The sequence below is a fragment of the Nissabacter sp. SGAir0207 genome (genome assembly GCF_005491205.1).
Lineage (GTDB): Bacteria > Pseudomonadota > Gammaproteobacteria > Enterobacterales > Enterobacteriaceae > Chimaeribacter.
In genome coordinates, this window is sequence record NZ_CP028035.1 from 1469731 (window position 1) to 1493728 (window position 23998).

20 protein-coding genes are annotated in these 23998 nt (G+C 64.3%); 9 read left to right on the forward strand and 11 right to left on the reverse strand.

Annotated elements, in window-relative coordinates; translation table 11 throughout:
* Positions 1–38: 38 nt before the first annotated feature.
* Together C1N62_RS06240 and C1N62_RS06245 are read right to left on the reverse strand one after the other, a co-directional pair.
* Entirely contained in the window at positions 39–1208 is a 1170-nt protein-coding gene (locus C1N62_RS06240) for a hypothetical protein (protein ID WP_137762814.1), read from the reverse strand.
* A 10-nt stretch (positions 1209–1218) separates the two neighbouring features.
* Entirely contained in the window at positions 1219–4125 is a 2907-nt protein-coding gene (locus C1N62_RS06245; RefSeq protein ID WP_137762815.1) for a hypothetical protein, read from the reverse strand.
* A gap of 218 nt (positions 4126–4343) precedes the next feature.
* On the opposite strand from C1N62_RS06245, the gene C1N62_RS06250 reads away from it, so the two are divergent.
* Positions 4344–4979, forward strand: a complete 636-nt coding sequence (locus tag C1N62_RS06250) for an NUDIX hydrolase (RefSeq protein ID WP_137762816.1) — start codon at positions 4344–4346, stop codon at positions 4977–4979.
* On the opposite strand, the gene C1N62_RS06255 is transcribed toward C1N62_RS06250, so the two are convergent.
* From C1N62_RS06255 to rhaB, 6 genes are all read right to left on the reverse strand, one after another.
* A complete protein-coding gene (locus C1N62_RS06255) occupies positions 4976–5743 on the reverse strand; it encodes an SDR family NAD(P)-dependent oxidoreductase (RefSeq protein ID WP_137762817.1) in 768 nt (255 codons plus the stop codon). The genes C1N62_RS06250 and C1N62_RS06255 overlap by 4 nt on opposite strands.
* A gap of 160 nt (positions 5744–5903) precedes the next feature.
* Positions 5904–7058 carry an iron-containing alcohol dehydrogenase gene (locus C1N62_RS06260; RefSeq protein WP_137762818.1) on the reverse strand — a complete coding sequence of 385 codons (1155 nt, stop codon included), beginning with the start codon at positions 7056–7058 and terminating at the stop codon, positions 5904–5906.
* 119 nt (positions 7059–7177) lie between these two features.
* Positions 7178–7492: an L-rhamnose mutarotase gene (rhaM, locus tag C1N62_RS06265; protein ID WP_137762819.1), complete on the reverse strand. Its 315-nt coding sequence runs from the start codon at positions 7490–7492 to the stop codon at positions 7178–7180.
* 51 nt (positions 7493–7543) lie between these two features.
* A complete protein-coding gene (fucO, locus tag C1N62_RS06270) occupies positions 7544–8692 on the reverse strand; it encodes a lactaldehyde reductase (RefSeq protein ID WP_137762820.1) in 1149 nt (382 codons plus the stop codon).
* A 79-nt stretch (positions 8693–8771) separates the two neighbouring features.
* Positions 8772–10031 carry an L-rhamnose isomerase gene (locus C1N62_RS06275; protein WP_137762821.1) on the reverse strand — a complete coding sequence of 420 codons (1260 nt, stop codon included), beginning with the start codon at positions 10029–10031 and terminating at the stop codon, positions 8772–8774.
* Positions 10028–11500: a rhamnulokinase gene (rhaB, locus tag C1N62_RS06280; RefSeq protein ID WP_137762822.1), complete on the reverse strand. Its 1473-nt coding sequence runs from the start codon at positions 11498–11500 to the stop codon at positions 10028–10030. Before rhaB ends, C1N62_RS06275 begins: the two co-directional genes overlap by 4 nt.
* Positions 11501–11881: 381 nt before the next feature.
* Here rhaB and rhaS point away from each other — a divergent pair, with 381 nt between their 5' ends.
* Positions 11882–12700 carry an HTH-type transcriptional activator RhaS gene (gene rhaS, locus C1N62_RS06285; protein ID WP_137762823.1) on the forward strand — a complete coding sequence of 273 codons (819 nt, stop codon included), beginning with the start codon at positions 11882–11884 and terminating at the stop codon, positions 12698–12700.
* A gap of 50 nt (positions 12701–12750) precedes the next feature.
* Positions 12751–13623 carry an HTH-type transcriptional activator RhaR gene (gene rhaR / locus C1N62_RS06290; protein ID WP_240775737.1) on the forward strand — a complete coding sequence of 291 codons (873 nt, stop codon included), beginning with the start codon at positions 12751–12753 and terminating at the stop codon, positions 13621–13623.
* A 52-nt stretch (positions 13624–13675) separates the two neighbouring features.
* Here rhaR and metG read toward each other — a convergent pair whose 3' ends face one another.
* The gene (gene metG, locus C1N62_RS06295; protein WP_137762824.1) at positions 13676–15706 is read right to left on the reverse strand and encodes a methionine--tRNA ligase; all 2031 of its coding nucleotides are present in this window, start codon (positions 15704–15706) and stop codon (positions 13676–13678) included.
* A 161-nt stretch (positions 15707–15867) separates the two neighbouring features.
* On the opposite strand from metG, the gene apbC reads away from it, so the two are divergent.
* On the forward strand, positions 15868–16980 hold the full coding sequence (gene apbC, locus C1N62_RS06300; protein WP_137762825.1) for an iron-sulfur cluster carrier protein ApbC: 1113 nt from the start codon (positions 15868–15870) through the stop codon (positions 16978–16980).
* A 49-nt stretch (positions 16981–17029) separates the two neighbouring features.
* Here the strand turns inward: apbC and C1N62_RS06305 are convergent, their stop codons facing one another.
* Positions 17030–17686, reverse strand: coding sequence for a phosphatase PAP2 family protein (locus C1N62_RS06305; RefSeq protein ID WP_137762826.1), 657 nt, complete (start codon positions 17684–17686; stop codon positions 17030–17032).
* A 293-nt stretch (positions 17687–17979) separates the two neighbouring features.
* Between C1N62_RS06305 and udk the strand changes: the two genes are divergently transcribed.
* The 4 genes from udk to dcuC all read left to right on the forward strand — a co-directional run bounded on the left by udk (position 17980) and on the right by dcuC (position 22653).
* A complete protein-coding gene (gene udk, locus C1N62_RS06310; protein ID WP_137762827.1) occupies positions 17980–18621 on the forward strand; it encodes a uridine kinase in 642 nt (213 codons plus the stop codon).
* A gap of 26 nt (positions 18622–18647) precedes the next feature.
* Positions 18648–19229: a dCTP deaminase gene (gene dcd, locus C1N62_RS06315; RefSeq protein WP_137762828.1), complete on the forward strand. Its 582-nt coding sequence runs from the start codon at positions 18648–18650 to the stop codon at positions 19227–19229.
* A gap of 37 nt (positions 19230–19266) precedes the next feature.
* Positions 19267–21102, forward strand: coding sequence for an outer membrane assembly protein AsmA (asmA, locus tag C1N62_RS06320; RefSeq protein WP_137762829.1), 1836 nt, complete (start codon positions 19267–19269; stop codon positions 21100–21102).
* 189 nt (positions 21103–21291) lie between these two features.
* On the forward strand, positions 21292–22653 hold the full coding sequence (gene dcuC, locus C1N62_RS06325) for an anaerobic C4-dicarboxylate transporter DcuC (protein WP_137762830.1): 1362 nt from the start codon (positions 21292–21294) through the stop codon (positions 22651–22653).
* Here dcuC and C1N62_RS23145 read toward each other — a convergent pair.
* On the reverse strand, positions 22642–22809 hold the full coding sequence (locus tag C1N62_RS23145) for a hypothetical protein (RefSeq protein WP_168195821.1): 168 nt from the start codon (positions 22807–22809) through the stop codon (positions 22642–22644). The two genes, dcuC and C1N62_RS23145, sit on opposite strands and share 12 nt — an antisense overlap.
* Before the next feature lie 65 nt (positions 22810–22874).
* Here C1N62_RS23145 and C1N62_RS06330 point away from each other — a divergent pair, with 65 nt between their 5' ends.
* Positions 22875–23963: an acyltransferase family protein gene (locus C1N62_RS06330; protein ID WP_137762831.1), complete on the forward strand. Its 1089-nt coding sequence runs from the start codon at positions 22875–22877 to the stop codon at positions 23961–23963.
* Positions 23964–23998: the final 35 nt, after the last annotated feature.

Consider the following 23998-nt stretch of genomic DNA (forward strand, 5'->3'; position numbering starts at 1 on the left):
GGGCGGCCAACTGGCCGCCCGTTCTGTTTTATGCGCCGTCAAAAGCCCGGTGACAGGGTCAGGCCGCCGAGGTTGGCGGCACTGCCCACCGCGGTTTGGGCGGTGCGCATGATCTGCGGCAGGAAGGTGGAGAGCGCGGCGGCCACCGCCGTGCCCTGGGCGATCATTGCCTCGGCGCTGGCGGCCACCGCCAGTTCGCTGAGCAGCGCGGCGGCGGAGCCAGCAATCAGCGGCGCCAGATAGATCGCCAGCGCCACCACCGCCACCACCGCGACCCCCGCCGCCAGATAGCCGAGCAGCTGCTTCAGGTCACTGCGGTTCTGCTGCCAGTACTGGGTATACTCCTGCACCGGCAGCAACTCCAGCCGGGCATAGGCGCGCTTGCGCTGCTCCAGCCACTGCCGCATCTTGATGAACACCTCCGAGGGCACCTGCGCCCCCTCGATCGGTGCCTCATGATAGGTGTAGAGAATCAGGCCGCGCGCTGGCATCTCCGGCGGCTCGTTGACCGCGCCAAAGAAGGGCATCGGCCGGTACTGGTAGGTGCTGCCAAAACAGATCCAGCGGTAGCGGGTGGCGGCAGTGGCGCTGCCCGCCTGCGGGAACAGCGGCACGATAATCAGCGGCGGCGGGATGATCCACGGTGAGCCGTCGGCCTGAAAAGTGCGCGGGAAGGCGCCAAGCTGGTTCTTGCGCAGCAGCGTCTCCTCCAGCAGGGTCTTCACCGGCCCGCGCAAAATGGCGAGCTTGGGTTGCAGATCCTCCTTGATACACTTCTCCGCCTCCTTGAAGGTGGTGATCTCCAGCAGTTCGCAGACGATGGTGCGCCGTGGCACGTCCAGCGCCAGCCCCAGCACATCCGGCCGCAGCGGGTTGCCCTGTTTCAGGTCGCCGGGCGCGGCAGATTTGGCAATCTTCTCGCGGTTGGCCTTGGTGCGCGCATAGTAGTTGCGCATCTCCGGGACGATGTGTTTAAGCGCCAGATCCAGCAACGGGTCGCCGGTGCCGATCCACTGGTATTCGGTCTCAAAAAAGACCTCGCTGATGGCGTAGCGCTGCCGCAAATTCTCGCGGTAGAGGGCGCTGGCGTAGGCCTGGGCAATGGTCGGCACCGACGAACCGCGTGGCACCGGCTTGGCGAACCCGCCGCACAGGGCGTCAAAGGCCGGGCCGTCCAGATTGCGCCCGTCATCCGGGATCTCGCTCATGCCGCGCTCCTTACAGCGTCACCGGGTAGGTGGGCAGGCTGCTGTCTGATTGCAGCCACACCAGCGTGGTGGGCAGGGTGAAATCCCAGCTGTGGGCGGCCTTCGGCTCCAGCGGCGTTGCGCCGTAGAGGTCATCGGTCTGGAGGCGGATCTCATAGGCGATGGATTTGAACTCCGGGTCATCCAGCGTCGGCGGTTGGCCGCCGCCCCACAGCTTGCTCTCCACCGTCTGGCCCGGCAGGTTTTTTTGCAGGAAGTAGAGCACCGCCTCGCTGTACTCCAGCGGCACCGGCACCACCACCCGCGCCGCGCCAGATTGCAGGAAGTGGGCGAACAGCGGGTCGTTGTCGGTGAGGTTGCTCAACTCAAGCCAGTTGGCCTTGCGCGCCCAGAAGTAGGGATAGAAGAGGTAGGTCATCTGCGTCCACTCAAACGCCTGCTCAAAGAACTGGATGTAGCGCCCCTCCGCCAGCGCCTCCAGCGGTTTTAGCTCTGGCAGCTGGGCGGGGATGTCGGTGGGGCGGGTCATGGCGTTGAACTGGTTATAGTGCTGGCCGGTGAGCATAGTGATGCAGAGTTTTTTCAGCTCCCCTTTTTCAATCTCGCGGTTAGCGGCCGGGTTGCGCCCCTCAATCACCACCGCGGCGGCCTGCGCCTCCGCCTGTGCCACCTTCTGCTCGTAGGCGGTCTGCAACGCCTGCCAGGCGGTGCGGATCTTGTCGAAGGCGGTGGCCTGCCATGTCTGGTATTTGGCCGGGGTGCGCAGGCAGTTGGCGGCAACGTTAATTGCATAAGCATTCACATCATAGCCAGCGATGCTGATCACCAGCGTGCCCTTGGGTGCCAGTGGCTCATCGGTCAGGTTCAGGAAATCGACCGGCACAAAGCCGCTGGTGGCCTGCGCGCTGCGCATCGCGTGGCTGTTGTCCAGCCAGTGCCAGCTCCACTCGCCCAGTTGGAAGGTGAATTGGGGAAAGTTGTGCCACAGCAGCGCACCCTGTACGGTGAACATCTGCAACACGTAGCCATCCGGCACAATCAGCTCTTTGGAGGATTTGGAGAGCGTGACGCCATCGACAATGCCGCTCTGCTCCAGCGTGGCGGAGATGTAGGCCCACACCGGCGGCGGTGGCTCGACGCTGGCGCTATAGCGGCCAGCGAAGATGTGGTAGTTGTCCTCGGTGATGTCCGCTGGCGTCAACTCGTTGCCCGCCAGATCGCGGAACGGCGTGGGCGGCGACAGCCCGGCAATCGCCCGTTTCTGCTGCGAGGCGCGGTAGTAGGCGGCCGGTTCCGGCACGATGAACTCCAGCATCAGCCGCTTGCCGTAGTTGTAGAGCTGGGCGTGGTACTTCTTGTCCACCCAGCGGTAGACGCCGGTGATGTTGCCGTCGCCCGCTTTGTTGTCGATGCCGTGCTTGTTGATCTCCTCTACTTCATGGAAGGTCTTGTCGGTGCGTTCGCTCTTCACCCGTTTTTGCACCTTGCTGATGGCGCGATCCACCACCTCATGGGCGAAGGTGCTGCTGTTCTTGTTGGACTCCTCGCTGGCCGTTTTGTAGGCGAAGTCGCCTTTGGCGGTGATCTTCACTGGCCCGAAGCCGCTGCTGACCGTCACCCCGGCGCTGACATTCATCTCTTCGTTGAGGCTCTTCTCCGCCTCCTTTTTTAGCTCAAAGCGGTCGGTGGATTGGGTGTCGCGCTCCGCCTCCTGATTGTCCTCCTCGGACTGGAACAGGATGGTTTCGCTGCGATCCAGCATCCGGTGGCTGCGTTCGCGAAACTCGCCCTGCAACACGTTCTCAATATGTGCCACCTCGCCGGGCTGGTAGGCCACCAGCTGCTGCTTCACCACAATCAGATCGCCGATGCCCAGCGGCCGCAACCGGCCGGACATATCAACGTCCGCCGCCGTCTCCTGCGCCGGGAACTCAACCACCGGCGGCGTGAGGCCGGGGATCAGCGTGCCGATCTCGGTGAAGCCATACTCGCCCACCAGATCGCGCACCGCCTGTCCCTGATTGGCGAGTACCTGCTGGGTCAGGCCGGTGAGGTGCTGTTGCAACACCCGGTTGGCCTGCGGCAGGCTGCTCTCATCATTAAGCGACAGCTTGCCAAGCAGGGCACGCGTCGCCGTCGGTGGCTGTTCGGCCATCGCCTCGCCAAAACGCACCAGATTAGAGAGCCTCAGTTGCTGGCTGGCACTCTGGCCCGTTTGCTGCGCGGCCAGCGGTTTGCGCGGAATGTCTGCGCGCGTGGCGGCCAGCAGGCGGCGGGTGGTGGCGTACTCCTCAAACAGCGGGCGCAGCCGCGTTTTCTCCTGTGACAGCGGTGACGGCGCGGTGGGCGGGGCGGCGGCGGTGGGCGGTGGGGTGATGAACTCATGCAGCCCGGCGTAGATCAGTGGCCGCGCCAGCAGCGCCTCCCGTGCCGCCTGCACGTCCGGCAGTTGTTGCGCCTGATAGCGCTGCAAAAAGTGCAGCAGTTGCAGCGCGGCGGTGGGCGTCGCCATCTGGCGGCCGGTGTCCGCGCCAGCCAGCCAGGCGGCATAGATCAGGTCAAAGGCCTGTCCGGCGAGCGCCTCCGGCTTCTGGCCGCCCAGCAGCTCCTCCGCGCCGCCCGCCTGCTCGAAACTGGGCAGTGGGTCGCTGGCCGGTTGCGCCCGGTAGTCGGCCAGCAGCCGGTCGCGCCCCTCCTCCAGTGGCACCAGCGTCGCCCGATCGGCCTGTTGCAGGAACTCCCGCGCCCTCTGCGGCGAGGCGAGCGTGCGCGCCAGCACCTTTAAATGGCGCTGCCCCTCGTCGGTGCGGGTGCGGGCGTCATCAATAAAGTGCCGGGCGCTGCGCGGCGGGGTGATCAGGTCAGCTGGGCGCACTGCCACGAACTTAAAGATGTCGCTGATGATGGGATCGGCCATGACGACGCCTCACGGGGTAGCAGAGAGAAATCCTGGGTTGCACGGCTCCTCGGGAAAGCGTAGCAGCCCGGTTTGCCGCTGCCCGGCGAAGCGGCGCATCGCATGAGTTCTGTTTATGCGAAGGGCGGGGATGGAGGGGCCGGTGGAAAAAAAAGCGTTTGAGCCAGCGGGGTTTCCATGCTGTTATCAGGGCTTTCCCCCGCCATAAGGAGTATGCCATGACCGTTTCCCATGAAAATAATTGGTTGCGCCAGGCCAAGAAGCTGCACGCCATCGCCTCCACTGGGTTGCACTACTGCCGCGATGAGTTTGACCGCGAGCGCTATCAGGAGATCGCGGAGATCGCCCGCACCATGCTGGCGGAGATCACGGACGTGCCGATCAATCGCATTGAGGGCATCTACGCCGACAGCGGGCGCGGCTACACCACGCCCAAGGTGGATGTGCGTGCGGCGATCATTGAACAGGGCAAAATTGTGCTGGTGCGCGAGCGGCTGGATGGGCTGTGGACGCTGCCGGGCGGCTTCGCTGAGGTGGGGCTGTCGCCACGGGAGAACGTGGTGAAAGAGGTGCGCGAGGAGGCAGGGGTGACGGTGGAGGTGCAGTCGCTCTACGGCATCCGCCACAAGGCGAAGCACCCCTACACGCAGGATATCCTCGACTACTACAAGCTGTTTTTCCTCTGCCGCCGCGTGGATGCCACCCCCTACCGCGCCAGCGGCGAGACGCTGGAGGTCGGGCTGTTCGCGCCAGATGACCTGCCGCCGCTCTCCACCCAGCGGGTGATTGCGGCGGACATCCTTGACGCCTTCAGCTATGCCCTCAGCCCGACGCCGCTGGTGGTGATTGACTAGCCCTGCCGCGCCCCCGGCGCGCCCGCCGGGGCGCCGGTCAGGCCGCCATCCACCACCAGCTCCTGCGCCGTGACATAGGCGGCGTCATCAGAGGCCAGATAGAGCGCCGCCTGCGCCAGATCCCACGCCTCGCCCATCCGCGCCAGCGGCGTTTGCGCCACAATGCCCGCCTCCAGCCGCGCCATCGCCTCGGCCTCGCTGGGCCAGATGGGGGTACGCGTCGCCCCCGGCGTCACCTGATTGACGCGGATGCGGCGCGGAGCCAGCTCGGCGGCCAGTACCCGCGTCATGGCGCGCACCGCCCCCTTAGAGGCCGCGTAGGCGCTGAAGCCCGGTGCCCCCAGCGTGGTGTGCACCGAGCCATTCAAAATGATGGAGCCGCCGTCGCGCAGGTGGGGCAGCGCCGCCTGCACCGTCAGGAACACCCCGGTGACGTTGGTTCGCAGGATCGTCTCGAAGTCGGCTGGCGTGGTGCTGCCCAGCGGCGTCGGCGCGGCGATACCGGCGTTGGCAAATACGATGTCCAGCCCGCCAAACTGGCTGGCGATGGTCTCCAGCGCCTGCGCCAGTGCATCCGCGTCCTGCGCGTCGGCGCTCAGTGCCAGGGCGTCTGGCCCCAGCGCGGCCGCCGCCTGTGCCAACGTCTCCGGGTTGCGCCCGGTAATCGCCACTTTCGCCCCCTGTTCAACAAACAGTTTGGCGGTCGCCAGCCCAATGCCACTGTTGCCGCCGGTGATCAACGCCGTTTTGCCTTGCAGTCTCATGGTGGTGCCCTCTGGGTTTATGGAGGAAACCAGAGGAGTGTTACGCCATCAGGTTTTATCATGCAACCGCCCGCCACAAAAAAGCGGCGTCACAGCACAGAGGGATGAAAAACGGCTGGGTGGCAGCGGCGAGGTGCGGCGTGCACCCCGCCGTGGTGGGTCAGTAACTCAGGCTCAGGATGCGGCGCGCCTTCACCTCGTCGATGTCCTGATGCTCGCCCTGCGGCAGCAGGTTGAAGCGGCGCAGGTTCGCCAGCACCTCGTCGATGCAGGTTTCCGGCAGGCCGTAGGCGCTGAGGCGGCTCTTCACGCCCATCTCCTCGAAGAAGTCGCGGGTCAGGTCAATCGCGCGGGTGATGCGCGCCTGCTCGTCGCCCTCCGTCACACCCCAGACGCGCGCCGCGTACTGCAACAGCTTCAGCCGCTTGGTGTCGCGCTGCACGTGCAGCAGTGAGGGCAGCAGCACCGCCAGCGTCTGGGCGTGGTCGAGGTCGTAGAGCGCGGTGAGCTGGTGGCCGATGCGGTGCGTCGCCCAATCCTGCGGCACGCCGACGCCAATCAGCCCATTCAGCGCCAGCGTCGCCGACCAGGTGACGGTGGCGCGGACGTCATAATTTTCGTGGTCGGTGAGCGCCTTCGGCCCCTCCTCAATCAGCGTCAGCAGCAGCCCCTCGGCAAAGCGATCCTGCACCTTGGCGTAGACCGGGTAGGTGAGGTACTGCTCAATCACGTGCACGAAGGCGTCCACCACGCCGTTCGCCACCTGGCGCGGCGGCAGGGTGTAGGATTTGCGCGGGTCGAGGATGGCAAAACGCGGGTAGAGCGCCGGGTGGCTGTAGCCCACCTTGGCGCCCAGGCCGGTGTGGGTCACCACCGCCGTGGGGTTCATCTCCGAGCCGGTGGCTGGCAGGGTCATGATGCAGCCGAGCGGCAGCACCTGCTGCGGCGGCTGGCGTTTCGACCACATCTCCCAGACATCGCCTTGGTAGTGCGCCGCCGCGGCGATGAACTTGGTGCCATCCACCACCGAGCCGCCGCCAACCGCCAGCAGGAAGGTGATCTCCTTCTCACGCACCAGCTCCACCGCCCGCATCAGGGTGTCAAGGTGGGGGTTTGGCTCAATGCCGCCGAACTCATACACCTCGCGGCCGCCGAGCGCCAGCCGCGCCTCCTCCAGTGTGCCATGCTTTTTGGCGCTGCCGCCGCCATAGGTGATCAGCACCCGCGCCTCCGGCGGGATGTGCTGACCGGCGTCAGCGATGCGTTGGGTGCCAAACAGGATGCGGGTCGGGTTGTAGTAATCAAAATTGAACATGCGTTTTTCCTTAGTCACGTCAGCAGAACGTCGCGGGCATCTGGTGTTCAGGGTAGCCGGTTTTGCGGCGGGCGGAAGGGGGAAGTGTGCGCACCGGGCGGGTGCCCGGCGGCAAGGGGTCACTCGAGGTAGAACACCTCGCGCAGGTCGTCGCTGACCGGGCTGTTGTCCGGGTTGCTGGGCATCACGTCCGCCATGTGCTTCCACCACTGCTGGCAGATCTCCGTCTGTGCCACGGCGGCCCAGCGCGCCTCGGACTCAATCTCGACAAAGCCAAACAGCAGGTGGCGCTTCTCATCCAAAAAGATGCTGTAGTGGTGCGCGCCATGCTGCTTCAGCACCTCGGCCAGCTCCGGCCAGATCGGGTTGTGGCGGCGCTGGTACTCCGCGTGGGCATTGGGGTTGACCTGCATCACAAAACTTTTCCGAATCATCTTCGCTCCTCGGGAAGGCCGGGCGCAGGCGCGCCCGGCGGGATAGGGCGCTCAGAGCGCCTGCAAATAGAGTGCACGCACCTGCTCGCGGCTGGCGGGCTGCGGGTTGCAGGGGGCGCAAGGGTCGGCCAGCGCGTTGTCGAGCCAGCCCTCAATGTCTTGCTCGCGGATGCCGAGCGCCCGGAAGCCCGCCGGAATGCCGACCTGCGCCGAGAGCGCGCGGATGGCGTCAATCGCCGCCTCGCTCGCCTGCTCCTCCGTCATGCTCTGGGTATCGACGCCCATCGCCTGCGCCACGCGGGCAAAGCGCGCCGCCGCCGCTGGGCGGTTGAACGCCTCCACCACCGGCAGCAGGATGGCGTTGCAGACGCCGTGCGGCAGGTTGTGGGTCGCGCCCGGTTGGTGCGCCAGCGCATGTACCAGCCCCAGCCCGGCGCTGTTGAACGCCATGCCCGCCAGGTATTGGCCGTAGGCCATCATTTCGCGCGCCTCGCCGTCGTCACCCTGCGCCACCGCACGCGGCAGCCAGCGGCTGATGACGCGGATTGCCTCCAGCGCCGAGTGGTCGGTCAGGGTGTGCGCGCCGAGGGAGACGTAGGCCTCAATGGCGTGGGTCAGGGCGTCCATGCCGGTGGCGGCGGTGACCGGTGCCGGGATGGCGCGCATCACCGCCGGGTCATCCACCGCGATGTCCGGGATCAGGTGGGTGCTGATGATCACCTCCTTAACGTGCCGCTGGCTGTCGGTGATCACCGCGTTGCTGGTCAGTTCGGCGGCGGTGCCAGCGGTGGTGTTGATCGCCACCAGAAACACGCCGGGCTGCGCCACCTTGCCGACGCCCGCGTAGGCGGTGGCCGGGCCGGGGTTGGCGGTGAGGATCTTGATCGCCTTGGCGGTATCAATCGGGCTGCCGCCGCCGAAGGCGATCAGATAGTCGCACTGGTGGTCGAGGAAACTGGCGTAGCCAGCATCCACCAGCTCGGAGGTGGGGTTGGGGGTAACGTCGCGGAACAGCGCGTAGGGCAGGCTGGCAGCTTCCAGCCCGGCAAACAGGCCATCCAGCAGGCTAAGATCCACCAGCTGGCCATCGGTGACCACCAGCGCCTTGCCCGGCGCGCGCTGCGCCAGCAGGCTGACCAGATCGGCAATCGCCCCTTCGCCGTGCAGGCTGATTTTTGGTAACGCAAGCATAAAACTCATGGCAAAACCCTCTTAAAGAGAAAGATAAGACTGTTTTTGCCGTGAGATCTGGGGGCCGGGCCAGCCAGCCCCCGTTCCATCAGGCGCGCTGGGCCAGCACGCCGCGTTCGTAGCCGCGCACCGTCTCCAGCCACTGGCTGCCGACCGGCACGTTATGGCGCTGGCAGTAGACATCCCACACCGCCTGCCACGGCAGCGATTTCTGCTCCTCGAGCAGCGCCAGCCGACCGGTGTAGTCGCCCGCCTGCTCCAGCTGTTTCAGTTGCTCGGTCGGCTCCAGCAGCGCGCGCAGCAGCGCTTTCTTCATGTTGCGGGTGCCGATGACCCACGCGGCGATGCGGTTGATGGAGGCGTCAAAGAAGTCGAGGCCGATGTGCACGCGGTCAAACAGATCGTGGCGCACGATCTCATTGGCGATTGCCTGTGTCTCGTCATCCAGCAGCACCACGTGGTCGCTGTCCCAGCGCACCGGGCGGCTGACGTGCAGCAGCAGGCGCGGCACGAACAGCATCGCGCTGGAGATCTTGTCGGAGATCACCTCGGTCGGGTGGAAGTGGCCAGCATCCAGACAGAGCGCGGTCTGGCGGCTGGCGGCGTAGCCGAGGAAGAACTCGTTGGAGCCGACGGTGAAGCTCTCGGCACCGATGCCAAACAGCTTGCTCTCCACCGCATCGATGTGGTGGCGGCTGTCCAGCTTCTCGCTGATCACCTCATCCAGCGCGCTGAGCAGGCGCTGGCGGAAGGCCAGACGATCGACGGTCAGGTCTTTCATGCCATCCGGCACCCAGATGTTCATCACCGACGGCGTGCCCAGCTCGCGGCCAAAGTAGGCGGAGACGCGGCGGCTGGCCTGACAGTGCTCAATCCAGAATTGGCGCACCTCCGGGTTGGCGCTGGAGAGGGTAAAGCCGTCGGCGCTCAGCGGGTGGGAGAAGCAGGAGGGGTTGAAGTCCAGCCCCAGCTGGTTGTCACGCGCCCACGCCACCCAATTGGCGAAGTGCTGCGGCTCAATCTCGTTGCGTGCCACCGGTGCGTCAGACTCCAGGTAGATGGCGTGCAGGTTGAGGCGCTTAGGCCCTGGGATCAGCGCGAACGCCTGCTCAAGATCCGCGCGCAATTCCTGGGCGTTGCGCGCCTTACCGGGGTAGTTGCCGGTCGCCTGAATGCCGCCAGTCAGGCCGCCGGTGGGGTTCTCAAAGCCGGCGACGTCATCGCCCTGCCAGCAGTGCATGGAGACCGGCACGTGGTCGAGGGCAGCCAGCGCCGCCTCGGCGTCAATGTTCAGGGCGGCAAAGCGCTGTTTTGCCAGTTCCCAGGCCTGGTCGATGGATGCGGTCATACTGAATACTCCTCATGAGCGTGGCTGAGCGCCTCAAAACGGCGACAGTGGGTATCAAAATCAGGGTGGGTCTGCGGCGTGTAGCGGCGCAGCGGGAAGTTGTCGGCCAGCAGGCGGCGGTAGTCGGCGGCGTCTTTGACATCGCCCAGCGCCATCAGCTGGCAGCCGATGTTGCCAAGCGTCGAGGCCTCCACCGGCCCGGCGGTGACGGTCAGGCCACAGGCGTCGGCGCACAGCTGGTTCAGGAAATCGTTCTGGCTACCGCCGCCGACAATGTGCAGCTGCTGCAACGGCGCGCCGCGCAGCTCGCCCAGCTCGCGCGCCACCTGGCGGTAGGTGAGCGCCAGACTGTCAAAGATGCAGCGCGCCAGCGCCGCCGCCTCCTGCGGTTCCGGGTGCTGCTGCTCACGGCAGGCACGGCGGATCTCCTCGACCATCGAGACCGGGTTGATGAAGCGCGCGTCGTTGGGGTTCACCAGCGAGGTGAAGGCTGGCTGTTGCGCCGCCGCCGCCACCAGCGCCGGGATGTCGCTTACCGCCAGCTCGCGGCAGACGCACTGCAACAGCCACATGCCCATGATGTTTTTCAGCACCCGGTAGCGCCCCTCGATGCCACCCTCGTTGGTCATGTTGGCGCGGCGGGCGGCGGCGTGGGTGTAGGGGCGGTCGCTGTCGATGCCAATCAGCGACCAGGTGCCGGAACTGAGGTAGGCGCAGTCGTCACCAGCCAGCGGCGCGGCCACCACCGCGCTGGCGGTGTCATGGGTCGCCACTGAGACCACTGGCACCCGGCGGCCCGAGGGGGCCGCCCAGTGGCCGAGGGCGCGCCCCGGCTGGCTTGGCGTGCCAAACCAGCGTTCAGGGGCACCGGCGTAGTCCAGCAGCGTGCGATCCCAGTCGCCGCTGTGCACCTCCAGCAGTTGGGTGGTGCTGGCGTTGGTGTACTCCCAATTCAGCTCGCCGGTCAGGCGGTAGTGGAAGTAGTCCGGCATCAGCAGCAGGTGGGCGGTTTTTTCCACCCACTCCGGCCGCTGGCGGCTGAGCGCTTTCAACTGGAACAGGGTGTTGAACGGCAGTAGCTGGATGCCGGTGCGGCCATAGAGCCACTCCGCGCCCAGCTCGCGCACCGCCTCGGCCATGATGCCGTCGGTGCGGTGGTCGCGGTAGGAGACCGGCAGGCCGACGCGCTCGCCGTCGGCGTCGATCAGCACGAAGTCAACGCCCCAGGTGTCGATGCCGATGCTGTCCAGCTCGATGCCCGCGGCGTCAATCAGTTGCAGGCCGTGGCGCATCTGCTGCTCCAGGTTGTCCACATCCCAGATGTGATGCCCGTCGTGCTCCACCAGCTGGTTGGTGAAGCGGTGCATCTCTTTGAGGGTAATGCGGCGGCTGCCGGTGTGGAAGCTGGCGAGCATCACCCGCCCGCTGGAGGCGCCTAAATCCACTGTGGCGATATTGCGTACGGTCATCGTGGTTATCCCTTAACAGACTATGCAGCGAGTGTAGGGAGTGGCGCGCCGCGCCACCTTCCGGTGAGTGCCACCCGCCAAAAGCGGTTGGCAAAATGGCAAAGATCGTCGTGAAACAGATCACATTTCCCGGCCATCAACCCTTTTACCTCAGTTGTTAATGGGATGTGATCTGCCACACAGTTCGCAGCCAAAGCGGCCAAATCTTGAAAAAATGACCGCATTCACGCCACCGCCTGCCGCCATTTCAAGGCAGCGGGGGCGGGCGGCGCTTTACACTGCGACCTATTCAGATGAGCGATGGGTTTACTTGCATTATTTTGATTCGTTGATGTTCCATGCCCGCCGCTGGCGGGGGGACGACTGACCGGAGGCACCAAAATGACGTTACTGGCAGGTGATGAATTTTTTGCGTCCAGGGCAATGACCGTGACGGTGGAACCCCGCGCGCCGCAGCTGCCCTTCCCGGAGCACCACCATGACTTCTACGAGATTGTGCTGGTGGAGAGCGGGGCGGGGGTGCACATCTTCAATGACCGCCCCTACACCCTGTGCAGCGGCACCGTCTGCTTTGTGCGTGACCGCGACCACCACCTGTTCGAGAACGTGGAGGGGCTGCACCTGACCAACGTGCTCTACCGGTCGCCGCACGCCTTCCGCTTCCTGACCGGCATTGACCGCTTCCTGCCGCAGGAGAGCGAGCAGGTGCACTGGCACATCGGCCAGGGGGCGTTGCAGGAGGCGCGCCGCCACATCCAGACGCTGGCGCAACTGGCCGCCGACCCCAGTGACGCTGGCGTGGCGGCCAGCGAGGGGCAGTTCCTGCAACTGCTGCTGTTGTTGCACCGCAGTTGTTGCCAGCAGGGCGCGACCGGCGGGCGTGATGCCAATGTACAGGCGCTGCTGCGCTGGCTGGATGGCAACTTCACCGAGGAGGTGGATTGGGGCGAGCTGGCGGATCGCTACTCGCTGGCGCTGCGCACCCTGCACCGGCAGGTGAAGCAGCACACCAGCATGACGCCGCAACGCTACCTGAACCGCCTACGGCTGCTGGAGGCGCGCCGCCGGCTGTTCCAGACTGACCAGAGCATCACCCAGATCGCCCATGAGTGCGGCTTTGGCGACAGTAACCACTTCTCCACCCAGTTCCGCCGCGAGTTTGCCGTCTCGCCGAAGATGATGCGTAACAGTGTGCGCTGACACGCAAATTTCCCGGCCCGCCCCCGTGCGGCGGGCGGCGTTATGGCAGGATGGGCGTTTGCCTTCATGCCGGGGACGCCGACACCATGCCGCCGCTGAAACTTCAGCACCAAGACTACTTCCTTACTGACCAACAGGTGGTCAGCGTGGCGGAGCGCCACCCGCAGCCGGTCTTTCCGCTGCACCACCATGAGTTTGACGAGCTGGTGATCGTGTGGCGCGGCAACGGCCTGCATCTCTGGAATGACGTGCCCTATCGCATCACCTGCGGTGACCTGTTCTACGTCAACGCGCGTGACCGCCACAGCTATGAGTCGGTCAATGGGCTGGAGCTGGACAACATCCTGTTTATGCGTGACCGGCTGCGGCTGCCCGCCGACTGGCCAGCGCTGCTGCCGGGATCGGGGGTGGCCCAGCCAGAGCGCTATTGGCGGCTGAGTATGCTGGGGATGGATGCGCTGCGCTGCAAGGTGGACGCGCTGGCGCAGGAGAGCATGAAGTCTGACCCTATCTCCTTGCAGTTGGCCGAGGCGCTGCTGCTGCAACTGGCGCTGCTGTTGCAGCGCTACCGCCACCGGCCAGACAGCGCCGAGCTGGCCGATGCCCAGCAGATGGATCTGTTGATGCTGGCGTTGCGGGGCAGCATCGCCACCCCGTTCCAGCTGGAGGCCTTCTGCGCGCGCCACCAGCTTACCCCGCGCACCTTGCGCGCGCTGTTCAAGCAGCAGACCGGCATGAGCATCAGCCAGTACCTGCGCCAGTTACGGCTCTGCAACGCGATGGCGCTGCTGCGCCACGGGCGTGGCTCCATTGGCGAGGTGGCAGCGGCCTGCGGTTTTGAGGACAGCAACTACTTCTCGGTGGTGTTCAACCGCGCCTTTGGCGTCGCGCCGCGCGACTACCGCCAGCGTTTCCAGGGCTGAAAAAAAGGGGGCGCGGCCACTGGCCACGCCCCCTGCGGTTGCAGTGAAGTGGTTACTTCACCTGCATCCCCGGCTGTGCGCCGCTGTCCGGGCTGAGCAGGAAGATCTCCTTCCCACCTGGGCCAGCGGCCATCACCATCCCCTCAGAGATGCCGAAGCGCATTTTGCGCGGCGCGAGGTTGGCAACCATGATGGTCAGGCGGCCCTCCAGCGCTTTCGGGTCTGGGTAGGCGCTGCGGATGCCGGAGAAGATCTGGCGCTTCTCGCCACCCAGATCCAGTTGCAGCCGCAGCAGCTTGTCGGAGCCTTCCACAAAGTCCGCCTGCTCAATCAGCGCAATGCGCATGTCGACCTTGGCGAAATCGTCAAAGGTGATGGTCTCCTGAATCGGGTCATCCGCCAGCGGGCCGGTAGCCGGTTTGGCGGCGGCCGCCATGTCCTCTTTCGAGGCGTTGACCATCTCTTCCACCTTGGCCAGCTCAATGCGGTTGAACAGCGCCTTGAACGGCTGGACGCGGTGGCCCAGCAGCGGGGCCTGAATCTCATCCCATGCCAGCGGCAGGCGCAGGAACGCCTCGGCGCGCTCGGTCAGGGACGGCAGCACCGGCTTCAGGTAGGTCATCAGCACGCGGAACAGGTTGATGCCCATCGAGCAGATGGCTTGCAGGTCGGCGTCACGCCCCTCCTGCTTCGCCACCACCCACGGGGCCTGCTCATCCACGTAGCGGTTGGCGATGTCCGCCAGCGCCATGATTTCACGGATGGCGCGGCCAAACTCGCGGCTCTGGTAAGCCTCGGCGATCGAGGCACCGGCGTCGGTGAAGGTTTTGTAGAGTGCCTCATCCGCCAGCGTATCCGCCAGCTGGCCGTCAAAGCGCTTGGTGAGGAAGCCCGCGTTGCGGGACGCCAGGTTGACCACCTTGTTGACGATGTCGGCGTTGACGCGCTGGACGAAGTCCTCCAGGTTCAGGTCGATGTCATCAATGCGCGAGGAGAGCTTCGCCGCGTAGTAGTAGCGCAGGCAGTCGGCATCCAGGTGCGACAGGTAGGTGCTGGCCTTGATGAAGGTGCCGCGCGACTTGGACATCTTCGCGCCGTTAACCGTCACGTAGCCGTGCACGAACAGGTTGGTCGGCTTGCGGAAGCCGCTGCCCTCCAGCATCGCTGGCCAGAACAGGCTGTGGAAGTAGACGATGTCCTTGCCGATGAAGTGGTACAGCTCGGCCTCGGAATCCTTCTTCCAGTACTCGTCAAAGTCGAGGTCGCCGCGCTTGTCGCACAGGTTCTTGAAGGAGCCCATGTAGCCGATCGGCGCGTCCAGCCAGACGTAGAAGTATTTGCCCGGCGCGTCCGGGATCTCAAAGCCGAAGTAGGGCGCGTCGCGGGAGATGTCCCACTGTTGCAGGCCAGACTCAAACCACTCCTGCATCTTGTTCGCCACCTGCTCTTGCAGCGCGCCGGAACGCGTCCAGGCTTGCAGCATGGCGCTGAAGGAGGGCAGGTCGAAGAAGAAGTGCTCGGAGTCACGCATCTCAGGCGTCGCGCCGGAGACCGCGGATTTCGGGTCGATCAGCTCGGTTGGGCTGTAGGTCGCGCCGCACACTTCACAGTTGTCGCCATACTGGTCAGGCGATTTGCATTTCGGGCAGGTGCCCTTGACGAAGCGGTCAGGCAGGAACATGCCCTTTTCCGGATCGTAGAGCTGCGAGATGGTACGGTTCTTGATGAAACCGTTCTCTTTCAGCCGGGTGTAGATCAGCGAGGATAGCTCGCGGTTTTCGTCGCTATGGGTGGAGTGGTAGTTGTCATAGCTGATACCAAAGCCAGCGAAATCCTGTTGGTGCTCCTGGCTCATCTCCGCAATCATCTGCTCCGGCGCCACGCCCATCTGCTGGGCCTTGAGCATGATCGGCGTGCCGTGCGCGTCATCCGCGCAGATAAAGTGCACCTGGTTGCCGCGCATCCGCTGGAAACGAACCCAGATGTCTGCCTGAATGTGCTCGAGCATGTGGCCGAGATGGATAGAGCCGTTGGCGTACGGAAGTGCGCACGTCACCAATAATTTTTTCGCGACTTGAGCCATAGTGTGGAATTGCTTTCTGTTTGAGGAAAAAGGGCCTTCGATGTTACCCGATCGCGGCGCGGCTCGCCAGACAGGTTTCTTGCCGCGCTACACGGCAGCGGCAGGGCGGATCTGGTATGCTTGCACTATTTCTCGTTGGCAACCGTTCCTAAGGAGTCGGGATGTTCCCTAAATCCCCTGAGCAGAATACCCCGGTGGCGCTGCGCGCTGTGGTCACACGCGAGCTGGCCGCTTTTACCCATCCGACACTCAAGCAGGATCTGGCCGCGCTAAAGGCGATCCACCACTGCGCGGTGCTGGATGGCGTGTTGCATGTGGAGTTGCAGATGCCCTTTGCCTGGCAGGGCGCGTTTGAGGCGCTGCAACAGCAGATGAGCGCGCCGCTGATGCAGGCCACCGGCGCGCATGGCGTGGAGTGGACGCTGAAGCATGAGATCGCCACCCTGAAGCGGGTGGGCGACCGCCCCGGCATCAAGGGCGTGCGCAACCTGATCGCCATCAGCTCCGGCAAGGGTGGGGTGGGCAAGTCGAGTACCGCCGTCAACCTGGCGCTGGCGCTGGCAGCCGAGGGGGCGAAGGTGGGGGTGCTGGACGCCGACATCTATGGCCCGTCGGTGCCGAACATGCTCGGCACCCAGCACGAGCGCCCAACCTCGCCGGATGGCACCCACATGGCGCCGATCATGGCGCACGGGCTGGCGACCAACTCCATTGGCTATCTGGTGGATGACGAGAACGCCATGGTGTGGCGCGGGCCGATGGCCAGCAAGGCGCTGCTGCAACTGTTGCAGGATACCCTCTGGCCCGATCTCGACTATCTGGTGCTGGACATGCCACCGGGCACTGGCGACATCCAGCTGACGCTGGCGCAGAGCGTGCCGGTGACCGGCGCGGTGGTGGTGACCACGCCGCAGGACATCGCCCTGCTCGACGCCATGAAGGGCATCGTGATGTTCAACAAGGTGGATGTGCCGGTGCTGGGCATTGTCGAGAACATGAGTATGCACATCTGTAGCAACTGCGGCCACCATGAGCCTATCTTCGGCACCGGCGGTGCCGAGACGCTGGCGCAGAAGTACCAGTGCGAGCTGCTCGGCCAGATGCCGCTGCACATCGCGCTGCGCGAGGATCTGGATCGTGGCGAGCCGACGGTGATTGCCGATCCGCACGGCGAGCTGGCTGGCCTCTACCGCGCGCTGGCCGGGCGCGTGGCGGCGGCGCTCTACTGGCAGGGCGAGCCGATCCCCACCGAGATCTCCTTCCGCGCGCTGTAATTGGCGCAATAAAAAAGCCCGCCTAGGCGGGCTTTTTTGTGGCTGCGAATCAGTGGAACCTGACCTGCCCATCCGCGGCGGGCAGGTAGTGCCGCATACCATGCAGATCGGCGCGGGTGAAGGGGCGGGTCGCTGGCGAGATGGCGACGGCGATGCGCTCCAGCAGCCCCTGCGTCGGTGCCACCTTGCCGGTGTTGATCAACAACAGCGGCACCAGCAGCGCCAGCGCCAGCTGGCCGTAGGAGAGGCGCGGCGCGGCGGCAGAGGTCTGCAACAGCAGGAAGGTGGTGCTGATGGTGAAGCCCAGCGTCAGGCCAGCCACCACTTCCGCCGGTGAGTGGACATGGATCACCAGCCGCGAGTAGCCGACGAAGAACGCCAGCACATAGCCAGCCAGAATGGCGGTGACGCGCACCGGGCGCGCCAGACGGCCGGTCAGCATCCACATCAACACCGGCCAGATGCTGGAGGAGAGCGCCGAGTGGCCGCTAAAGCCGGTGAAGTCAAAGCGGCGGCTGCCGATGCCCCAGCCCATAAAGGCCAGCTTGGAGAGGCAGACCAGCCCGCCAGCGATGCCGAACAGCAGCATCCATTGCCAGGTGGCACGGCGCGTCTCGGGATTCGCCAGCAGCAGCACGATAATCAACGCCGCGCAGGGCAGCAGCAACATGCTGTCGCCGAAATAAGTTAACCAGTGCCAGTTCATGCAGTCTTGTATCCCGAAAAGTGGTGGTGCCGGATGCGGCGGGCGCGCCAGTGCGGAGAGCGGGCCTGCGGCGGGCAATTTACCGTATGTTAACGTAAGAGGTTCAATAATCAGTAGTATGATTGTTCTTAAAAGTGGCCATGCCGCGCCACTAAGTTGCGATCTGCCTTCCAGCACCGCAAGGCCGCGCCCTTTATGCTGGCAACCCACCCCGTAACTCCCTATAATTGCCGCGATCAGCGTCCCGGCCGGGGCGCGCCTTTCCCACAATGAATCAGGTCTTTAAAATAGCTATGACTGACAAGCCCCACCAATGCGTCATTATCGGTATCGCCGGCGCTTCCGCCTCAGGTAAAAGTCTTATCGCCAGCACCCTCTATCGCGAACTGCGCGACCAGGTGGGCGACGAGCACATCGGCGTCATCCCTGAGGACAGTTACTATAAAGACCAGAGCCACCTGACGATGGAAGAGCGCCGGGCGATCAACTATGACCACCCAGGCGCGATGGACCATAACCTGCTGTTCCAGCACCTCCAGATGCTGAAGGCTGGCAAGCCGATTGAGCTGCCGCTCTACAGCTACGTCGAGAACACCCGCAAGCCGGAGACCATCCACCTGAAGCCGAAGAAGGTGATCATTGTCGAGGGCATCCTGCTGCTGACCGACATCCGCCTGCGTCAGGAGATGAACTTCTCCATCTTCGTTGATACCCCGCTGGATATCTGCCTGCTGCGCCGCATGAAGCGCGATATCAACGAGCGCGGCCGCTCGCTGGACTCCGTGATGCAGCAGTACCAAAGCACGGTGCGCCCGATGTTCATGCAGTTCATTGAGCCTTCCAAACAGTATGCTGACATCATCGTGCCGCGCGGCGGCAAGAACCGCATCGCCATCGACATCCTGAAAGCGAAAATCAGCCAATTTTTTGAATAAGCGTCGTGACGCCAAGGGAGAGACCCATGAGACTCTGCGATCGAGATATTGAAGCCTGGATGGACGAGGGGCGGCTGGCCATTACGCCGCGCCCGCCGGTAGAGCGCATCAGCGGGGCCACCGTGGATGTGCGCCTCGGCAACCAGTTCCGCGTGTTCCGCGGCCACACCGCGCCCTACATCGACCTGAGCGGCCCGAAGCATGAGGTGAGCGCCGCGCTGGATCGCGTGATGAGCGATGAGATCGTGCTGCCGGAAGGGGAGGCCTTCTTCCTGCACCCCGGCGAGCTGGCGCTGGCGGTGACGCTGGAGTCCGTGACGCTGCCAGCGGATCTGGTGGGCTGGCTGGATGGCCGCTCTTCGCTGGCGCGTCTGGGCCTGATGGTGCACGTGACCGCGCACCGCATCGATCCGGGCTGGCAGGGGCGGATTGTACTAGAGTTCTATAATTCAGGTAAGCTGCCCCTGGCGCTGCGTCCCGGCATGATGATCGGCGCGCTCAGCTTTGAACCGCTGTCCGGCCCCGCCGCGCGACCTTACAACCGTCGCGAGGATGCCAAGTACCGCGACCAGCAGGGCGCTGTCGCCAGCCGTATCGACAAGGATTAGCCCTCACGACGGCGGGCGGCTTCACGATGAGGAAGGCATGAGAAGACTACTGACCACGTTGGCTATTCTGTTGTTGGTGCTGGTGGCAGGGATGACCGCCCTGGTGCTGCTGGTGAACCCGAACGATTTCCGTCAATACATGGCGCGGCAGGTGGAGCAGCGCAGCGGCTACCAGCTCGCGCTGGAGGGCGATCTGCGCTGGCATGTCTGGCCGCAGCTCAGCATCATCGCCGGGCCAATGACGCTGACGGCGCCGGGCGCGCAGGCGGCGGTGGTCACGGCGGAGAACATGCGCCTTGACGTGAAGCTGTGGCCGCTGCTCTCCCACCAGCTGGCGGTGAAGCAGGTGATGCTGAAGAACGCCGTCATCCGCCTGACGCCGGAGAGCGAGGCCCGCCAGCAGGATGCGCCGGTAGCCCCGGCTGGCCAGCCAGCGGAGGTGGGCGACAACGCCCACTGGCAGTTTGACATTGACAGGTTGCAGGTGGCCGATAGCCTGCTGGTCTGGCAGCGCGCCGACAATAGCCAGATCAATGTGCGTGACATCAACCTCTCCCTGACCCAGCAGGATCACCGTCAGGCGGAGATTACCCTCTCCAGCCGTATCAACCGCGACCAGCGTGATCTGGCCTTCTCCCTCGCCGGACAGGCGGATCTCTCCCGCTTCCCGCAGGCCATCAGCGGGCAGATTGCACGTTTTGATTACCAGTTGGAGGGCGCGGGCATCCCGCCCGGCGGCATCAAGGGGCAGGGCAGCGTGCAGGCCAGCTACCAGCAGTCGCCCGCCTCCCTGAGCCTGCGTGAACTGTCGCTGTCGGCCAATGAGAGCCAGTTGCGCGGCGAGATCAGCGCCCAGCTGGATGAAACGCCCCGTTATCAGGTGGCGTTGACCGCCGATCGCCTAAACCTGGATGCCCTCAGCGGCTGGCAGGCGGGCGACGATGGCTCGGCCCAGCGCGGCCAGACCGTCACCTCCACGCCCGTGATTGCCCGTGTGCCGCATCTGGAGACCAATGAGCTGGCGGCGCTGGCGGACTTCGACGCGCAGATTGGTTTGCAGGCCGCCAACCTCACCTGGCGTGGTTTGCAGGTGCAGCAATTCAATTTGCAGGCGGACAACCAGCGTGGGCAGATGGCGCTGCGTACCCTCTCCGGTGCGCTGGGGCAGGGTACCTTCTCCTTGCCCGGCACGCTGGACGCCACCGGCGATCGGGTGCGGCTGGCGCTGGCACCGGTGTTGCATCAGGTGGAGTTGACGCCGCTGCTGCGCGCCGCTGGCCTGCCACAGGCGCTGAGCGGCCGCTTCTCCCTGACGGGCAACCTCGCGGGCGAGGGGCTGACGGCAGATGACGTCAACCGCCGCTGGCAGGGGCAGGCGGAGATGTCGATGGAGGGCGCGCGCCTGCAAGGGCTGAATATCCAGCAGCTGATCCAGCAGGCGGTGGCGCGCAACAACGGTGGAGTACAGGGGCAGGATCGCTACGAGCGCTATACCGAGGTCGATCGGTTGAGCGCCCACGGCGATCTGAAAGAGGGCGTCATTGCCCTCAGCAACCTGGAGGCGGTCTCGCCGCTGCTGACCATCACTGGCGCCGGTACCCTCAGCCTGCCGGATGAGCAGTGCGACGTGGCGCTCTCCACCCGTGTCACCGGTGGCTGGCGCGGCGACAGCAAGCTGATTGAGGCGCTGGGCCGCACCGCCGTGCCGCTGCGCATCTATGGGCCGTGGGCACAGCTCAACTACCAGCTCAAGGTGGATGAGGTGCTGCGCAAACAGCTCCAGCAAGAGGCGAAGCGCGCGCTGAAAGAGTGGGTGGAGAAGAACCGTAACAGCGCTGACCAGCCGTTAAACAAGTTGCTGAAACACAACTGATCCCCCGCGTACCGATCCCTTCCTGACACGCCGCCGGTTCCCCCGGCGGCGTTTCTCTTTTTTGCCTACTTCATCCTCTCCTGCTTTGACGGGAATCAGTATCGCACTGGCCGATTTTCGGCACAGTCGCGGCTGATGAACCCACAGGCATGGCGCCTGTGCGCAACCCTAATCACAGGAGGAGCCTGTATGCTGGAGCTGGGAATCGGACTGGCCGTGACCGTGATCGTCGGCCGCTACATTATCAAAGGGTACCCGGCCAGCGGTGTGCTGATGGCCGGCGGTGTGGCACTGCTGGCCATCAGTGCCGCGCTGGGGAAGGGGGTGCTGCCGACGGGCACCCCCGGCACTGGCTGGGCGGCCGCGGACATCGCCGAGTATGTCAAAAGCCTGCTGATGAGCCGAGGTGGCGACCTCGGCATGATGATCATGATTTTGTGTGGTTTTGCCGCCTACATGACCCACATCGGCGCCAATGATCAGGTGGTCAGTTTGGCGTCGCGGCCGCTGCGCCGCATCAACTCCCCCTACCTGCTGATGGTGGCCGCCTATCTGGTGGCCTGCCTGATGTCGCTGGCTGTCTCCTCCGCCACCGGGCTGGGGGTGCTGCTGATGGCAACGCTGTTCCCGCTGATGGTCAATGTCGGCATCAGCCGCGGGGCCGCCGCTGCCATCTGCGCCTCGCCGGCTGCCATCATCCTCTCTCCCACCTCCGGTGACGTGGTGCTGGCCGCCAATGCGGCAGAGATGCCGCTGGTGACCTTCGCCTTCCGCACCACGCTGCCCATTTCAGCGGCCGCTATTGCGGGCATGGCGCTGGCGCACTACTTCTGGCAACGCTTCCTCGATCGCCGCGCGCCAGCGGAAACGGCCGCTCCGGCGGCACCCGATGCCGCGCCAGCTACCGCCGCGCCACGCGGTTATGCGCTGCTGCCCTTTTTGCCCATCGTTGGCGTGCTGGTGTTTGATGGCAAGTGGGGGCCGTCGCTGCACATCATCACCCTGTTGGTGATCTGTCTGGCGCTGACGGCGCTGTTGGAGTTTCTCCGCAGCCGTGACGCCCGCAGCGTGTTCCGCGGGCTGGAGGTGGCCTACCGCGGCATGGCGGATGCCTTCGCCAGCGTGGTGATTCTGCTGGTGGCGGCGGGCGTATTCGCCCAGGGACTGGGGGCACTCGGCTTTATCCGCGCGCTGATTGACCTGGCGCAGGGGGCGGGCGGCGGCGCGCTGGTGATGCTGCTGGTGCTGGTGACCATCACCATGCTGGCCGCCATTACCACCGGTTCTGGCAACGCGCCCTTTTATGCCTTCGTGGAGCTGATCCCGCCGCTGGCGGCGCAAATGGGCATCCGGCCCGCCTATCTGGTGATCCCGATGTTGCAGGCTTCCAACCTGGGGCGCACGTTATCGCCGGTTTCCGGGGTCATCGTGGCGGTGGCGGGAATGGCTAAAATTTCACCTTTCGAGCTGGTGAAACGCACTGCCGTGCCGGTGATGGTTGGACTAATGATAGTGATTATCACTACTGAATTGTTAGTTTCACCACATTAAAAACCAATAACCCGCCAATTCGTAGCAGAGGCGGGTTTCAGAATCCTCTGCTGTTAAAAGTGAAAAATTTGTAATCTCATGGGAAGGTTCCCCTATTTCACTCGACATCTTTTTGACGCCAGCAATATTATTTTCGGGATTTATTACGCCTGTCATCTGGCAGTCCTATCCTGCATTACTGCGTCAACGACCCGCGGCGCGGCCTGATACCGGGAGATGTTATGAGTGGAAACGATCGCGAAATACAGTGGATTAATACGCTGAAAGGCGCGTGTATCCTGCTAGTTATCTTGCACCACTTAATGCTGACCAGTTTCATTCCTTCGTTGAAGATCATTGGTGAGGAGAGCATCCTCGGACAGTGGTGGCTGACGCTGAATGCGTACCTCACCCCGCTGCGGATGCCCTCCTTCTTCTTTATCTCTGGCCTGTTGGCCACCAACTCTGTCATCAACAAAGCCTGGCGGCAGGTGTTCACCAAGCGCGTGGTGAACATGGTGTATGTCTACCTGCTCTGGTGCGTGATTCAGTGGGCATTCGTCACCTTCATCAACCAACACCTCTCCATTGACCAGTGGGAAGTGCGTAACATGGTGGGCGCGGTCTACGCCAACTCGTTCAATGAGTTCCTGATGTTTGTGCTGACGGCGATGTCCAACGCCTGGTATCTCTACGCGCTGGCGATCTACTTTGTGGCCTGCAAGCTGTTCAAAAACAATGTCGTGCCGTTGCTGCTGCTGGCGGTGCTGGCGAACTACATCGCCGCCCGCGGCCTGCTGCCGGGCTGGGGGCCGAATAGCGTGGCGCAGAACGCCATCTACTTCTGCACCGGCTGCTTCTACGGCAAGCAGATTGTTGAGGCACTGCGGATGCGCCGTAACATTCTGCTGGCGATTATGCTGGCGCTGCCGTTCGCCCTGCTGCACGGCTGGTTTGGCATGAACAAAAGCATTTTCCACTGTGCCATCGCCATTGTGCTCTGCATTGTCATCTGCCAGCAGGTGAACCGCCGCATGAACCCGGACAGCCTCAATTGGCTGGGCAAGAATACCCTCCAGGTCTATGTTATCCATAAGATCATCACCGAGGCCATCGCCGTCTGTGTGGTGGGGACGCTGGTGCACTACCACCTGTTTGCCAACGGCATCTTCTCGGCCATCTGGATGCTGACCTTCCCGCTGGTGGGCGTGTCGCTCTGCGTGTTTATCTCCCTTGGCATCTGGCGGGTGATCAACCGCGGGCCGGGCAGGGCGCTGTTCCAGTACCCCGGCCTGAACAAACCGCTGCCGCCCTTGGTGAAACAGCCATAAAAAAGGCGGGGCCGGTTGACCCGGCCCCGCCTCTC